This window comes from Lentzea sp. NPDC020367 (genome assembly GCF_044387305.1).
Lineage (GTDB): Bacteria > Actinomycetota > Actinomycetes > Mycobacteriales > Pseudonocardiaceae > Lentzea.
Genome location: NZ_JBIRVV010000003.1, coordinates 740,436 through 755,057 on the forward strand (window position 1 = coordinate 740,436; position 14,622 = coordinate 755,057).

Sequence of the window (14,622 nt, forward strand, 5' to 3'; positions counted from 1 at the left end):
CCAACAGGCCGACCACAGCGGCGGCCCAAGTGAACACAACTGACAACATGGCGTCCTCCGTTTCCCCGACTTTCGCTCCTCCAGAGTCCGTGACCGCTGCGTAATCTGACATCCGCCGTGAGGGTATTTCCGCAGGTCGCCCTCTCAGCCTTCTGGCTGATGCCGGGGTAGCCCCCGGTCGGACGCGGGGTCGCACTTTCGGCCCTACTGTTGCTCGGGTGGAGAGCACGGACTTGAACTGGCGGCTGCTCGCCAAGCGTCAGTGGCCGCTGGCGCTCTCACTGGCCGCGATCGCGGTCGCCGAACTGGGTGCGATCTCGACCGATCTCGGTTGGTGGCAGATACCGGGGATCGCGGTGATCTGCGTGATCGCGGTGCTCGCGCCGCGCAGACCTTTCGACGCCGCCCTCGCTCTGGCGTTCGCCATCGCGTGCGTGGCCGTCTACATGCGGCTGCTCGGTGTGGCGATCGAGCCGCACCTCTTCTGGAGCGGCGCGGGCATCTCGATGACCGGCGCGGCGATGGCCACGATCGCGACTCTCGTGCGGGACGCATCTCGCGGGAAAGCCGTGTTGGGGACCGTGGTGGTGCTCGCGGCCATGGCGTTCGCGGAGGTCATGGGATGGCCGATCGTGGCGCCGCTCGAATACGGCGAGTGGCGCCCGGACGCGTGGAACTTCGGGATCGCGGCGGGCGTGCTGCTCGTCCTCTCGCTGGGGACGGGGCTGTACTTCCGGGCCAGGGACAGCGAACGCGCGTCGCAGCTCGCGGCTTCCGTTGCGGCGGCCCAGAACGCCGAACGGATGGCACTCGCCCGCGAACTGCACGACGTGGTGGCGCACTACGTGACGGCGATCGTCGTGCACGCGCAGGCAGGCCAGCTCAACCGCGAGGCAGCGGAACAGGTGCTGCCGACCATCGAGGCGTCCGGTTACGAGGCACTGACCGCGATGCGGCGGCTGGTGGGAACGTTGCGGGACGGCGAGTCGTCCGGGCCGGCCGCGTCCTCGTCACTGGTGGACGACGTGCGCTCGCTGGCCGCGGAATCCGAGCTGCCGGTACAGCTCTCGTTCGACCTGCAGGACGCGGTGCCGCAGGAACTGGCCCGCTCGGTGCTGCGGCTGGTGCAGGAATCGCTGACGAACACCCAGAAACACGCTTCCGCGGTGTCCTCTGTGGACGTCGCACTGTCCTCAAGCGACGGTGTGCTGCACTTGGCGGTCCTCGACGACGGCGTCGCCTCCGGCGTGCCCGTTGGCGGATCGGGAGGCTACGGGCTCGTCGGCATGCGCGAGCGCACGGAACTGCTGGGTGGCACGTTCTCCGCAGGCCGACGCGAACCAACCGGGTGGACGGTCCGCGCCGAGCTGCCGATCTCCTAGCTCACATGTCGTCGCGGATGACTTCGAACTCCTGAGTCATCTCGACATCGCTGAGCTGGTCGTCGTTCTGAGGGTCGATGTCGGCCACTGATGCCTCCGCATGATCACGCCCGTACCGTGGAGTGTGATCATGCCAACTCAGCGCCGGGTCGGCGGCTTGGGGGTCGAGGGCTTCTGCGCGCGGCGAAACGATCCACTGGTCGTGCACGGCTTCTTCGACATGATCTTGAGACGCCCCTGTCCTGCCTGTGGTTGCTCTGGATGCACAAAGGGCCCGTCGCATCACGCGCAACGGGCCCCTTGGTCGGGGAGAAGTTTTAGGCCGGGGCGGACCCTGGGGGTCGGCCCGCGCCCGACAGAACGAGGATTCCCATCCCGTCCGGATGTATGCATGCATGTGATCGGCATCACAATGGCAGGATTCTCCGCATGTCACTGCGTCTGCACGCCCCGGTGGTCCTGCCCTGCGACCCGTCCTGCGCCGTGTTGCGCGACGCCGTCGTGGACGTCGTCGACGGCCGGATCACCTACGTGGGTGCCATCGCCGATGCCCCCGCCTTCGACGGCGAGGTGCGCTCCCTCTCCGGAATCCTGATGCCCGGCCTGGTCAACACCCACGCGCACAGCCCGATGACGGTGCTCCGCGGCCTGGGTTCGGACCTGCCGCTGCTGCGGTGGCTGCAGGAGGCCATGTGGCCGAACGAGGCGCAGATGACGCCCGCCGACATCGGCACGGGCATGCTGCTCGGCGCCGTCGAGATGCTGCGGCACGGCGTCACCACCTCCGCCGAGATGTACTTCCACGGGCCGGAGCTGACTTCTGCGGTGCTGGCCGCCGGGTCGCGGGTGGTGTTCGGCGGCGCGATCCTCGACGTGCCGGGGATGGACTGGAAGTCGCAGACCGACGAGATCTCGTCGTGGATCGACTCCGACGGACTGCGGTTCGGGCCTGGTGAGCGGGTCGAGCTGGCCTACGGGCCGCACTCCGCCTACACGTTGTCGGCCCCGCAGCTGACGGCGATCGCTGTCGAGGCGCGAGCCCGTGGCGCGCTGTTCATGGTCCACGTGGCCGAGTCGCCGTTCGAGGACGAGGCCGCCCGCGCCGAGTTCGGTTCCGTGCCGGCCCTGATGAAGGCTTCGGACGTGCTGGGCGGGCGCGTGCTGTCCGCGCACTCCGTGCACCTGTCCGACGAGGACATCGCGCTGTACGCGGCGCACGGCGTCGGCGTCGCGCACTGCCCCGGCTCCAACACGAAGCTCGCTTCGGGGATCGCGCGCGTGCCGGAACTGCTGGCCGCGGGCGTGTCGGTCGGGCTGGGAACGGACGGGCCCGCGTCCAACGACGACCTGGACCTGCTGGAGGAAGCGCGGCTGGCCGGGCTCCTGGCGCGCGTCTCGAAGATGGACGCGACCGTGCTCGGGGCGGCGCAGGCGTTGCTGATGGCCACTCGGGGCGGTGCCGACGCGCTGGGACGCGACGACATCGGCGCGCTGGAGGCCGGGCGGTGGGGCGACGTCGTGCACATCGCCGCCGACGACCCCGCCTTCGCGACCGGGCTGGACGCGCCGGACGCGCAGCTGCTGGCGAACCTGGTGTGGGGGTCCGGGTCGCGCCGGGTCACCGACGTGTGGGTCGCCGGTGACCACGTGGTCGCTGGTGGCGAGTCGACGCGGGTGGATCGGCACGAGGCTCAGGCCGGAGTCGCCGCGGTGGCGCGGCGCCTTCGCACTATCTGACACCAGCTGCATTTCCGCAGCTCGCCGGGATATGCGCTGGAGAACGGGCGCCAGCAACAAGTAAAGGCTTGTGCACCTGGGGCACGGAATGCTAGGGTTTCACCATTGCAAGAGCGCGGATGCGAACATCGTATCCGCGCTCTTTGCTATCCCAAAAAACCGAGGAGCACTTATTGAGCAAGAAGAAAAGATACCGCCGAAACCCGCCGCAGCACCCCTCGACACCCAGTCCTGCGCTAGGGAGATGGTGGGCAGCAGGACTAGGGGGCGGCTTCGCACACGGAGCAGGCCGCCGCATCTACCAGTGGCTGGAGAACTACTTCATCTCCATCTTTTAATACTGATCCAACTGGGCCAACAGTCGGATCAGTCAATCCAACAACCGATCACAGTGTAGCGCGTGAGTTCGCGCCAACAAAGATGGAATTACTGCGAGGAAGAGTTGCTCCTCGCAGTAATTCCCATGCGCTCAGCTCTCGTTCTACAATTCATTCAAAGCGACGCTCCTCACGGAGCGTCAACCTCTAGCCACAGGCTGTTGACAAGCCTGTGGACAACTAGCGGCGGGGCCGGGACCGCACGTTGATCTCGGTGATGTGGGCGTCGGGCGTCGCCAGCACGGCTGACGCCACCGCCCGCCCCACCGAGGCCGGGTCGATGTACTGCGAGGGGTCGTAGTCGCCGCCCTCCTGGCGGCGCACGTCCTCCTGCATCGGCGTGGCGGTCCGGCCGGGATACACCGAGGTCACGCGCAACGCCGGCTCGTCGCCGCGCAGCGCGTCGGCGTAGGCGCGCAGGGCGAACTTCGACGCCGCGTAGACGCCCCAGCCCGGGTTGGCGTTCAGGCCGGCGCCCGAGTTGATCAGGACGACGTGGCCGCCGGCGGTGCGCAGCTGCGGCAGGAGCAGGTTGGTCAGTTCGGCGACCGCGAAGACGTTGACGTCGAAGGTCTTCCGCCAGTCGGCCTGGGTCGCGTCGGCCAACGGGCCGAGCAGGGCGATGCCCGCGCTGTGGACGAGCACGTCCAGGCGCGAGACGCTGCCCAGGTCCGACGAGGCCACGTTCGTCAGGTCGAAGGGCCAGGCCTGCGCTCCGGGGAGTTCCGCGGCGAGCACCGAGAGCGATGTTTCGTCTCGTCCGCCTAGCAGCAGATCGTGAGTTGGGGCCAGACTTCTGGCGATGGCCGAGCCGATTCCGCTGGATGCCCCGGTGACGAGGGCGACCGGACGATCAGTCATGGGGGGACCATAGTGCCCAGGAAGTTGATCCTGCCGTACCTCTGCCTGCTCTACTTCATCAACTACCTCGACCGGGTCAACATCGGGTTCGCCGGGCCCAACGGGATGTCGGAGGAGCTCAAGCTCTCGGCCACCGTGTTCGGGTTCGCGTCCGGGGTGTTCTTCATCGGGTACCTGCTGCTCGAAGTGCCGAGCAACCTGGCGCTGCACCGGTTCGGGGCGCGGAAGTGGATCGCCCGGATCATGATCAGCTGGGGGATCGTCGCCACGGCGATGGCGTTCGTGCCCAACGGGACCGTGCTGATCGTGCTGCGGTTCCTGCTGGGTGTGGCGGAGGCCGGGTTCTTCCCTGGGATCATCCTGTACCTGACCTACTGGTACCCGCAGAAGGACCGGGCGCGGATCGTCGCGTTGTTCATGGTGGCGATCCCGATCTCGACGGCGCTCGGGGCCACGTTCAGCGGGTTGCTGATCCAGTGGACGGACTGGCGCACGATGTTCCTCATCGAGGGACTGCCGGCGATCGCACTGGCGTTCGTGACGTGGTTCTGGCTGCCGGACAAGCCGGAGGAGGCCGTCGAGCAGCCGGAGGAAGAGCACTGGCCGTTGAAGAAGGCCCTCACCCATCCCCGGATCCTGGCGTTGAGCTTCGTGTACTTCGGGATCGTGTACGGGCTGTACACGCTGGGGTTCTTCCTGCCGACGATCATCAAGGGACTGGCGCCGGGGGCGGGCGTGGTCGAGCGCGGGCTGATCAACGCGATTCCGTACGTCCTCGGCGCGGTCGCCATGGTCCTGTGGGCCAGGCACGGCGACCGCACCGGAGAACGGAAGTGGCACGTCGCCGCGCCGATGTTGCTGGGTGGAGCAGCGATCCCTGTCGCGCTCTACCTGGAGAACCCCATCGCGGCGATGGTGGCGGTCTCGGTCTGCGCGATCGGTGTCTGCGCCGCACTGCCCACGTTCTGGGCGCTTCCCACGAGCTTCCTGGGCGGTGCGGCTGCGGCGGGTGGCATTGCGTTGATCAACTCACTGGGCAACCTGAGCGGTTTCGTGGCGCCCTACGTGACCGGTTGGCTGCGTGACATCACCGGGACCCAGAAGACGGGCCTCTGGGTCGTCGGCATCACGATGATCACCGCAGCGGTGGTCGCGCTCGTTCAGAGGGCGGGCACGGAGAAGGTGTAGAGGGCTTCGTAGCGGACAGAGGTCTGGGCGCCTTCGGTGCAGCTCCCGGCGGGTGCGACGCCGCCCTTGGTGTTGAGCCGCTGCACGTAGCTGACGCCGGCGAACGTTCCTTCGCCCCTGGTGGACTTGGCCTTCAGCAGCAGTTCCGGAACGGCTCCCGGAACCTCGTTGCGGGCTCCGTCGACCGGGGCGGCCTCGACCGCGCTGCCGTCGACCGTGGAGACCCAGATCGGGCCGCGCGAGTGCAGCGCGACCGCCCTGCCGAGCCGGTCCGCCAGCGTCGCGGCGGGTTCCAGGCCCTTCCACGCTCCGGCCGTGCAGGTGTAGGTCTGCACGCCCTTGGCGTAGAACTTTTCGACGATCTTGTTCCCGGCCGGGACCTGAACGGCGGGTGCGACCCTCGCCTCAGCTCCGCCGCTCATGGATTCCGGGGTCGGCGCCGCGGTGGAGCCGACACCTCCTGCGAGGATGCCCAGAAGAGTTGATGAGACCAGGACTAAGCCAGCACGTTTCATCACTCCACGTCGTACGGACCGAAAACCGGACCGGTTCAGTACCGTCTCAGTTGGCGGGCGCGTAGAAGGTGTAGAGCGCCTTGTACGGAACGGAGGTCTGCGCACCGGCCGTGCAACCACCGGCCGGAGCGACGCCGCCCTCGGTCGCGAGGCGCTGGACGTAGGTGACCTTGCCGAACAGGCCGTCGCCGCGAGCGGTCTTGGTCTTGAGCAGGAGCTCGGGCACGGCGCCCTTGACGTCGTTCTTGGCACCGTCGACGGGGGTCGCCTCGACCGCGCTGCCGTCCACGGCGGAGATCCAGACGGGGCCGCGGGAGTGGATGATGATCGGCTTGCCGTTCTTGTCGACGAGCGTCGCGGCGGGCTCTAGACCCTTCCACGCGTTGCCCGTGCAGGAGTACGTCTGGACGCCTGTGGCCTGGTATTCGCCGACCAGCCTCTGGCCTGCCGGTACCTGGACGGCCGCGGCGACGGGCGTGTCCTTCGCCTGAGCGACGGGAGTGGGGGTAGCGGTGCCGGCGGTGGGGGTGCCACACGCAGCAAGACCCAGAAGAGCAGCAGCACCAACGAGAAGACGAACATTCACGACTCACTCCAAAGTGGACAGCCAAAGTGGACTTTCCCGATCCCGGCTGTCCGCGGTGCAGCCACCCATCACACGGACGGGCGGCCGCACCGGTTCACAAGATCAGAGTGAGCCGGACCACACGATCAGTCGCAGATCTTCCTGCGGTCCTTGCGCCACACCACCGCGACGGACGGACGCGGCTGCGAGGTGCCACCGTCTGGCCAGTGCGAGAGCGGGTTGTTCGCCGAGGCGCCGTCGATCTCGCCGGGGTGCTGCACGGACACCAGCACGAAGTCCTCGGTGACGACGGGACCGCAGGTCTCCGCGCCCTTGGGCACCGTGAGGAACTGCTTCACGAAGCCGCGGCGCTTGCCGGCGACGGGCAGCGCGAACAGGCCGTCGTTGGAGCCCAGGGCGTTGCCGTCCGTGGAGATCCACAGGTTGCCGTGCGTGTCGAACGCGACGTTGTCCGGGCACGAGATCGGGCTGACCTGCGACTTGTCGAAGCCGCCGAAGTACGTGCCGGGGTCCTTCGGGTCGCCGCAGAGCAGCAGCAGCTTCCACGAGAACGCCAGCGCGGTGTTGTCGCTGCGGCGCTCCTCGATCTCCAGGACGTGGCCGTGCTTGTTGCCGTTGCGCGGGTTGATCTCGGTCGGGCCTTCCTTGCCCGCCTTGCCGCGGTCGGTGTTGTTGGTCAGCGCGGCGTAGATCCGGCGGTTGTGGGTCGAGGGTTCGACGTCCTCCGGGCGGTCCATCTTCGTGGCGCCCATCTTGTCCGCGGCCAGGCGCGTGAAGACGTAGACCTCTTCTGCCGTGAAGCCGGGCACGAACGACTTGTCGTTGTGCGCCAACGCGATCCACTCGCCGGAGCCGTCGAACTCGCCGTCCTCGGGCAGCGTGCCGAGGCCGTCGATCTCAGCGGCCGGGCTGTCGCCGGTGAAGCGCGCGACGTACAGCGTTCCCTTGTCCAGCAACTGCTTGTTGTGCTCGCGGGCGCGCTTCGAGTCGCCCTTCTGCATCTTCTCGTCCGTTACGAACTTGTACATGTAGTCGAAGCGCTCGTCGTCGCCCATGTACGCGACCACACGGCCGTCCTTGGCGACGATGACGTTCGCGCCCTCGTGCTTGAAGCGGCCGAGCGCGGTGTGCTTGACCGGCGTCGACGTCTTGTCGAGCGGGTCGATCTCGACGATCCAGCCGAAGCGGTTGGCCTCGTTGGGTTCCTGGGCCAGGTCGAAGCGCTTGTCGAACTTCTCCCACTGGCGCAGCGACGCGCCGCCGCTGATGCCGTAGCGGGCGAACTTGGCCTTCGTGTCCGGGTCGGTAACCAGGCTCGCGTTGGCGAAGTACTGGTTGAAGTTCTCCTCGCCGGACAGGATCGTGCCCCATGGCGTCACGCCGCCGGAGCAGTTGTTCTGCGTGCCCAGAACCTTCTTGCCCGTCGGGTCGGCCGAGGTCTTGAGGAACTTCGAACCGGCGGCCGGGCCCTTCACCTCGAACGGCGTGGTCAGCGTGATCCGGCGGTTGTACTTCTTCTTGTCGTCCGGGCAGACGAAGAGCTTGCCCGTGCGGGGGTCGCGGTCGACCATCACGACCGACAGGCCGTGCGCGGCCCACGCGATCTTGGCGTGCTTCTCGGTGATGGTGGTCGGCGACCAGTCCTTGAACATGAACGACTCGGTCGTGTACTCGTGGTTGCTCACCATGAGCCAGCTGTCGTGGTAGCCCGGCACCGGGACGAGACCGCAGAAGTCGTTGTTGAAGCCGAACTGCTTGGCCTGCGCCTCAGGCGTCTGGTTGTCGAAGTCGAACTTCGGCGCGTCGTCCAGCACCCCGTCACCCCAGCGGATGACGACGTCCTGCTGGAACCCCTGGGGGATGGTGATCTGGTCGAGGGTGTTGGGCGCCACCGGCTCGAAGTTCAGACCGTCGTTGCCTCCGCGACCGAGGTCGAGGTCGACGTTCACCGGGGCTGCCGCGGCCGAACCGGAGAACGCGAGCGCGCCGGCACCGGCGGCCGCGACGACCGCACCGGCCTTCAGCATGCCGCGCCGGCTCACGACCTCCTTGACGACGTCGCCGAAGTACGCGTTGGCGGACGAGTTGGGCGCCTCGTGCGCGCAAGCGTTGCCGCAGCGGAACTCGCAGGTGACGGCCTGACGTCCGAGCGGGTGGTTCGTCGGGAGCAGGGGCAGCATGCGGCGGCCCCGATCGGTGGGTGAGGACACGCAGGCCTCCGAGATCGGTCAGTGTGGGAACTGGCCGAACCTAAGAGCCCAACGAGATCGCCTGCCGTCCAGAAGGTGAACGGCAGGCGAACTCGTACTACTCCCGAACGATCACAGCACGCAGGGTGATCAACCGATTTCACCCAGCTGACGACGACCCTTGCGCCACACCGCGACGACCGACGGACGAGGCCTCGCGGTACCTCGGTCCGGCCAGTTCGAGGCGGGCTTGTCGGCACTGGCGCCGTCCACCTCGCCGGGGTGCTGGACGCACACCGTGATCACCCGCTCGCCGATCACCGGACCGCAGGTCTCACCGCCGCGCGGCACCGTGAGGAACAGCTTGAGGTGCCCGCGTTCCGGCCCTTCCAGCGGCACGCCGTAGAGGCCGTCGTTGAGCCCGTCGAGCTTGCCGTCGGCGTCCGTGGAGATCCACAGGTTGCCGTGCCGGTCGAACGCGACGTTGTCCGGACTGGAGATCGGGCTGACCTGCGACTTGTCGTAGCCGCCGAAGTAGGTGTTCGGATCTTCCGGGAAGCCGCAGACCAGGAACAGGTCCCAGTTGAACGTCAGCGCGAGCGCGTCGTTGCGGCGTTCGACGATCTCGATGACCTGGCCGTGGCGGTTGTTGACGCGCGGGTTCGGCTCGGTCGCGCCTTCCTTGCCCGCAGTGACGCCGCGTTCGACGTTGTTGCTGAGCGCGCAATAGACCGCGCCGGTGCGCGGGTGGCACTGGATGTCCTCGGGGCGGTCCATCTTCGTCGCGCCGACCTTGTCCGCCGCGATGCGCGTGAAGACGTACACCTCCTCGGCGGTCATGCCGGGCACGAAGGACTTCTTGCCCGCGGCCAGCGGAATCCACTCGCCGGTGCCGTCGAACTTGCCGTCGCTGGGCAGCTTTCCGGTGCCGTCGATCTCGGACACGGGGCTGTCGCCCTTGAACTTCCCGACGTACAGCGTGCCGTCGTCGAGCAGCGTCATGTTGTGACGGCGCGCGGCTTTGCTGTTGCCGTGCTTCATCTTGCCGTTGGAGATGAACTTGTAGATGTACTCGAACCGCTCGTCGTCACCGGAGTACGCGACGACCCGGCCGTCGTCGGCGACGCGGATGTTCGCGGTCTCGTGCTTGAACCGGCCGAGGTGCGTGTGCTTGATCGGCGTGGAGTCCGGGTCGTGGGGGTCGAGCTCGATGACCCAGCCGAACCTGTTGACCTCGTTGGGTTCCTGGGCGAGGTCCCAGCGCTTGTCGAAGCGCTCCCACTTGCGCGTGGTCGCCGTGCCGGTGACGCCGTAGCGGGTCAGCCTCGGGTCGTTGCGGCCGGCGGCGTTCGCGAAGTACTGGTTGAAGTTCTCCTCGCCGGACAGGATCGTGCCCCACGGCGTGACGCCGCCGGAGCAGTTGTTGATCGTGCCGAAGACCTTCTTGCCCGCCGGGTCGACGGACGTCTTGAGCAGGTCGCTGCCCGCGGCCGGACCGCGCACCTCGAACGCCGTGTTCAGGGTGATGCGGCGGTTGTACTTGCTGAAGCGCGGCCGGTAGTGGCCGGAGAACAGCGAGCGCTTGATCATGAACACCGAGAGGCCGTGCGCGGCCCACGCGATCTTCGCCTGCTCCTCGGTGGGGTTGTTCGCGTCGTAGCCGCGGAACATGAACGGCTCGCTGGTGTACTCGTGGTTGGTGACCATGATCCCGGTCAGTTCCAACGGGTCCAGCGGCAGGATCGCGGCGAAGTCGCAGTTGAAGCCGAACTGCTTCTCCTGCTTCGCGGCGGTCTGGTTGTCGAAGTCGAACTCGGGAACGCCGGGGAAGAGCGGGTCGCCCCAGCGGATCACGATCCCCTGCTCGTACCCCTCGGGGATGACGACCTCGTCCTTGGTGTTGACCTCGACGGGCTTGAAGTCGAGTCCCCTGGGTGGGCGGCCCTGGGACTCGGGCGCGGCGGCGGTGTCGGGAGCGGCGGCAGCGGTGGCCGGCAGCGAGACGGTGGCGGCGGCTGCGACGACGGCACCGGCTTTGAGCGCGGTCCGCCGGCTGACCAGGTCGCCGAAGTAGGTGTTGTCCGAGGTGTTCGGGACCTCGTGGAAGCAGGCGTCGCCACAGCGGTACTCACATGTCACCGCTGCTCTGCCGACGCGATGGTTGACGAGCGGCAGGGGGATCATGGTGGTGGCCTCCTACGGTCGGTGCGGGAACCGCGACCGACCGTAGTTCACCTTTTGTTAACCCACTAGCTGCTCGCTCGCGATCACGACTTCCGTAGGTACCTCGTGCGTATCAGTACGGTTGAACGCCAGCAGCACAGCGGCGACTCCGCACAGCACCGCCGCCACGACGAACGGCTGGGCGAGGTGGCTCACGAACGTCGCCGCCAGCGCGCCGCCGAGCCAGCGCAGGAAGTTGTACCCGGCGCTCGCGACCGGCCGCGGCGCGTCGCTGACGCTCATCGCGGTGCCGGTGAACAGGGTGTTCAGCAGGCCGCTGACCAGGCCACTCACGACCACGGCGGCCACCAGCAACGGCTTGCTCGGCACCGCCATCAGCAGCATGAGCACGGCGAACGCGAGGACCGACCCGATGATCGCCGCCTTCTCGCCGACGCGGTCCGCGAGCCGTGGCGCGAGGAAGACGCTGGAGACCGCGACGCACACGCCCCAGCCGAAGAAGATCAGTCCGATCTCGACGGCGCCCCAGCGCAGGACGAACGGCGACCAGGCCAGAACCGTGAAGAACGCGGCCGTGTAGAGCGCCGCTCCGACCGAGGTGCGCAGCAGGACCGGGTTCCTGAGGGCCTTGAGCGGGTCGAGCAGGCCGATCTTCGGACGTTCCAGGTGCGAGTCCCTGGCCAGGAACGTTGCACAAAGGATCAACGCGACGGCCATGAGAACGGCGGTGCCGAGGAACGGCCCGCGCCACGAGAAGCTGCCGAGCAACGCGCCGAGCAGCGGCCCGACGCTCAGACCGAGGCCGAGCGCGGCCTCGTAGAGCAGGATCGCGGCCTTCTGCCCGCCACTGGCCGCGCCGACGATGACGCTGAGCGCGGTGGCGATGAAGAACGCGTTGCCGAGCCCCCACACGGCCCGCAGTCCCACGAGCTGGCCGATGCTCCCTGCCGCCGAGCACGCCAGCGTGGCGACGACGATCAGCGCGAGCCCGCCGACGAGCGTGCGCTTGGCCCCGAACCTCGCCGTCGCGGCGCCCGTGAAGAGCATCGCCACGACCTGAACACCGAGGTAGGACGAGAAGAGGAGGGTGACCTGCGCGGGTGTTGCGTGCAGACCCTCCGCGATGGACAACAGGATCGGGTCCACGAGCCCGATCCCCATGAAGGCGATGACCGCGGCGAACGCCGTGATCCACACCTGCTTGGGCTGAGCTTTGAAATTCACTTAGCTATCCTAACCGATTTTGCTTAGCATAGCGAAGTATCGTGGGCCACAAGGTACGGTTCTCGGCGTGGATGCGGTGATCTTCGACCTCGACGGCGTGCTGATCGACTCCGAGCAGGTGTGGGACGAGGTGCGCCAGGCGTTCGCCGCCGCGCACGGCGGCACGTGGACCCCGACCGCGACCCGTGCCATGCAGGGCATGTCGACGCCCGAGTGGGCCGCGTACCTGGTGTCGGACGTGGGCGTGCGGCTGACCGCCGCGGAGACGTCCGCCGGCGTGGTCGCCGAGATGGAGAAGGCCTACGCCGCACACCTGCCGGTGATTCCAGGCGCCGTCGACGCCGTTCGCGCCGTGGCGTCCCGCTTCCCGGTCGCGATCGCGTCCTCGGCTCCGGCCGTGCTGATCAAGGTGTTCCTGGAGGTGACCGGCCTGCCGGTGCCCGTCGCGGTGTCGTCGGAATCGTGCGCCGCGGGCAAGCCGTCACCGGACGTGTACCTCGCGGCCGCCGCGCAGCTCGGCGTTTCTCCGGCGTCCTGTTACGCCGTCGAGGACTCGACCAACGGCCTGAAGGCGGCGCTGGCGGCGGGCATGACCGTGCTGGCCGTGCCGAACCCGCACTTCCCACCCGCCGAGGACGTGCTGGCTCAGGTGCGGGTGCTGTCCTCGATCGCCGACCTGCCGGACGCGCTGGCGTAACTGATCGCGGCCATGCCGATCGCGATGCACGTGCAGGCGATGACGCCCTTCGGCCAGTAGATGTGGCTGCCGAGGAACAGATAGCTGCCGACCAGCAGGAAGACCGCCCCGGGCAGGGCTTTGAGCTTGACCTTGAGCAACGCGCACACCGCGATCGCGAGGCTGGCCGCGAAGAAGCACCACGCGCCCACGGTCCCGAGCTGGTTGCCGATCTTGAACAACGGCTCGTCGGCTGCGGTGCGGCCACCGTTCGCCAGCGTCATCGCACCGCCGCCGATACCCGCCAACGCGTCCAGCGCGCCGTAGAAGACGACGTACCCGAAGGTGGCCGCGCGGGCCGGGTAGCGGACGTACTTCGGGCTGTCGTCGAGCAGGACCCATTGCGCCGCACCGAGCAGCGGGAAGATCACCGCCAGGATGATGTGCATGTTCTGCCACCACTGCGCGGTCGACGCGTCGAGGTGGTGCGGGTGGGTCAGGCCGATGCCGGCGAGGATCAGGCCGGGGAGGGCGACGAGCAGCGTGCGCACCGGCCGAACCTAGCGGTGTTCGTCCTTCGACCGGCAAGGCTCGCCGAGTGTTTCCGGAAGACGACAGTGGCCCCGGCGTGCCGGGGCCACTGGATCTCGTTGACCGCTAAGCGGGTTTGAGCAGCGGGACGACGACACCGTCAGTCTTCGGATCCTTCGGAAAGGGTGGATCCAGCGGCTCCACCAGGTCCTTGACCTCGACCCAGCGCCGCCGCCACTCCTGGTGCACGCGCTCGTGGTCGATGCCGAACCCGTCGACGAGCAGTGCCTCGACGACAGGCCAGGACGGCAGTGACCTCCCCGCGAACGCCCTCTGCAGGGTGCTCGACGAGCCCCAGCCCCGGCTCGCGCTCCGCCCGATCCGGTCGGCGAGCTGACGGAGGGAAAGGTCCCCCGCGTCTCGGCGTGCCCGGCGGAGGTGGAACGCGAACACCTCGACGGCCGCGGCCGTGAGGTCATCGTTCGCATTGGAGTTCTCAACGGACATGACCTTCTCCTCCCCCGAGGGCAGGCCCCTCACCCGAGGGACCTGCCTTCACGGACGCACTGTCGATTACGCGAGTGCGGGGCGAAGCGCCGGGGGACCACCGCCGGACTGCAACAGACGCACCGCGACTTCAGCCGCGACGACCATGAGCGCACCTGTGGCGGCGAGCGCCTGGTTCAACGAGAAACCCAGCACCAGCATGGTGATCCAGGTGATGGGCTGCACGACGCCGGTGAGCCACAGGAGAATGCAAAGTCGTGTGAGCATGGCCTTTCCTCCTCTCCACAACATCGCGATCCGATGGGGGACTTGTCCGCCGCGACCGTCCTCTCACTGCCAGATGAGAAGTAACGGATGGCCGAGGCTCTGCGATCATAACTCAAAGCGGACTCGAAGGCGTGAATGCCGACAACGGGAAACGTCCACGCCGAACTAGTCCATTTTGGATGGACTAAACAGACTCCAGCGCCTGATTTCGGGCGAGGTTCGAAATTGCGCTGAACGGGCTATCAACCAAGCCCGCCGGAGAGAGTGGTTCAGACCACGCGCCGACCAGTTCCCCACACGGCCCGACGCGATCCCAGAAAAGCGAAAGGCTCCCCGCTGGCAGGCGAGGAGCCTTTCCTAATCCCGACGCCCCCACCGGATCGCGAAACTGGGAGAGA

At 67.7% G+C, this 14,622-nt stretch carries 14 protein-coding genes; 4 read left to right on the forward strand and 10 right to left on the reverse strand.

What is annotated here, in order from left to right; all coding sequences use genetic code 11:
* The first annotated feature begins 218 nt into the window (after positions 1-218).
* Positions 219-1,382 (forward strand): histidine kinase, encoded by a 1,164-nt coding sequence (locus ACH413_RS15965; RefSeq protein WP_360040408.1) that lies wholly within the window; start codon positions 219-221, stop codon positions 1,380-1,382.
* A 1-nt stretch (position 1,383) separates the two neighbouring features.
* Here the strand turns inward: ACH413_RS15965 and ACH413_RS15970 are convergent, their stop codons facing one another.
* Positions 1,384-1,590 (reverse strand): hypothetical protein, encoded by a 207-nt coding sequence (locus ACH413_RS15970; protein ID WP_360040405.1) that lies wholly within the window; start codon positions 1,588-1,590, stop codon positions 1,384-1,386.
* 221 nt (positions 1,591-1,811) lie between these two features.
* Between ACH413_RS15970 and ACH413_RS15975 the strand changes: the two genes are divergently transcribed.
* On the forward strand, positions 1,812-3,119 hold the full coding sequence (locus tag ACH413_RS15975) for an amidohydrolase (protein ID WP_360040402.1): 1,308 nt from the start codon (positions 1,812-1,814) through the stop codon (positions 3,117-3,119).
* Between the two features lie 557 nt (positions 3,120-3,676).
* Here ACH413_RS15975 and ACH413_RS15980 read toward each other — a convergent pair.
* Positions 3,677-4,357: an SDR family oxidoreductase gene (locus tag ACH413_RS15980; RefSeq protein WP_360040399.1), complete on the reverse strand. Its 681-nt coding sequence runs from the start codon at positions 4,355-4,357 to the stop codon at positions 3,677-3,679.
* 12 nt (positions 4,358-4,369) lie between these two features.
* Here ACH413_RS15980 and ACH413_RS15985 point away from each other — a divergent pair, with 12 nt between their 5' ends.
* Positions 4,370-5,545 carry an MFS transporter gene (locus ACH413_RS15985; protein WP_360040396.1) on the forward strand — a complete coding sequence of 392 codons (1,176 nt, stop codon included), beginning with the start codon at positions 4,370-4,372 and terminating at the stop codon, positions 5,543-5,545.
* Here the strand turns inward: ACH413_RS15985 and ACH413_RS15990 are convergent.
* The 5 genes from ACH413_RS15990 to ACH413_RS16010 all read right to left on the reverse strand — a co-directional run bounded on the left by ACH413_RS15990 (position 5,518) and on the right by ACH413_RS16010 (position 12,243).
* Positions 5,518-5,967: a DUF3455 domain-containing protein gene (locus tag ACH413_RS15990; protein ID WP_360040393.1), complete on the reverse strand. Its 450-nt coding sequence runs from the start codon at positions 5,965-5,967 to the stop codon at positions 5,518-5,520. The genes ACH413_RS15985 and ACH413_RS15990 overlap by 28 nt on opposite strands.
* Positions 5,968-6,106: 139 nt before the next feature.
* Positions 6,107-6,646, reverse strand: coding sequence for a DUF3455 domain-containing protein (locus ACH413_RS15995; protein WP_360040390.1), 540 nt, complete (start codon positions 6,644-6,646; stop codon positions 6,107-6,109).
* 125 nt (positions 6,647-6,771) lie between these two features.
* Positions 6,772-8,826 (reverse strand): PhoX family phosphatase, encoded by a 2,055-nt coding sequence (locus ACH413_RS16000; protein WP_360041061.1) that lies wholly within the window; start codon positions 8,824-8,826, stop codon positions 6,772-6,774.
* A gap of 159 nt (positions 8,827-8,985) precedes the next feature.
* A complete protein-coding gene (locus ACH413_RS16005; RefSeq protein WP_360040387.1) occupies positions 8,986-11,019 on the reverse strand; it encodes a PhoX family phosphatase in 2,034 nt (677 codons plus the stop codon).
* A 57-nt stretch (positions 11,020-11,076) separates the two neighbouring features.
* A complete protein-coding gene (locus tag ACH413_RS16010; protein ID WP_360040384.1) occupies positions 11,077-12,243 on the reverse strand; it encodes an MFS transporter in 1,167 nt (388 codons plus the stop codon).
* Between the two features lie 67 nt (positions 12,244-12,310).
* On the opposite strand from ACH413_RS16010, the gene ACH413_RS16015 reads away from it, so the two are divergent.
* Positions 12,311-12,940 carry an HAD family phosphatase gene (locus ACH413_RS16015; protein WP_360040381.1) on the forward strand — a complete coding sequence of 210 codons (630 nt, stop codon included), beginning with the start codon at positions 12,311-12,313 and terminating at the stop codon, positions 12,938-12,940.
* On the opposite strand, the gene ACH413_RS16020 is transcribed toward ACH413_RS16015, so the two are convergent.
* The 3 genes from ACH413_RS16020 to ACH413_RS16030 all read right to left on the reverse strand — a co-directional run bounded on the left by ACH413_RS16020 (position 12,889) and on the right by ACH413_RS16030 (position 14,224).
* Entirely contained in the window at positions 12,889-13,470 is a 582-nt protein-coding gene (locus tag ACH413_RS16020) for a hypothetical protein (RefSeq protein WP_360040378.1), read from the reverse strand. The genes ACH413_RS16015 and ACH413_RS16020 overlap by 52 nt on opposite strands.
* Before the next feature lie 106 nt (positions 13,471-13,576).
* Positions 13,577-13,957, reverse strand: a complete 381-nt coding sequence (locus ACH413_RS16025) for a helix-turn-helix transcriptional regulator (RefSeq protein WP_360040375.1) — start codon at positions 13,955-13,957, stop codon at positions 13,577-13,579.
* A 66-nt stretch (positions 13,958-14,023) separates the two neighbouring features.
* Positions 14,024-14,224, reverse strand: a complete 201-nt coding sequence (locus ACH413_RS16030) for a hypothetical protein (protein WP_360040372.1) — start codon at positions 14,222-14,224, stop codon at positions 14,024-14,026.
* Positions 14,225-14,622: the final 398 nt, after the last annotated feature.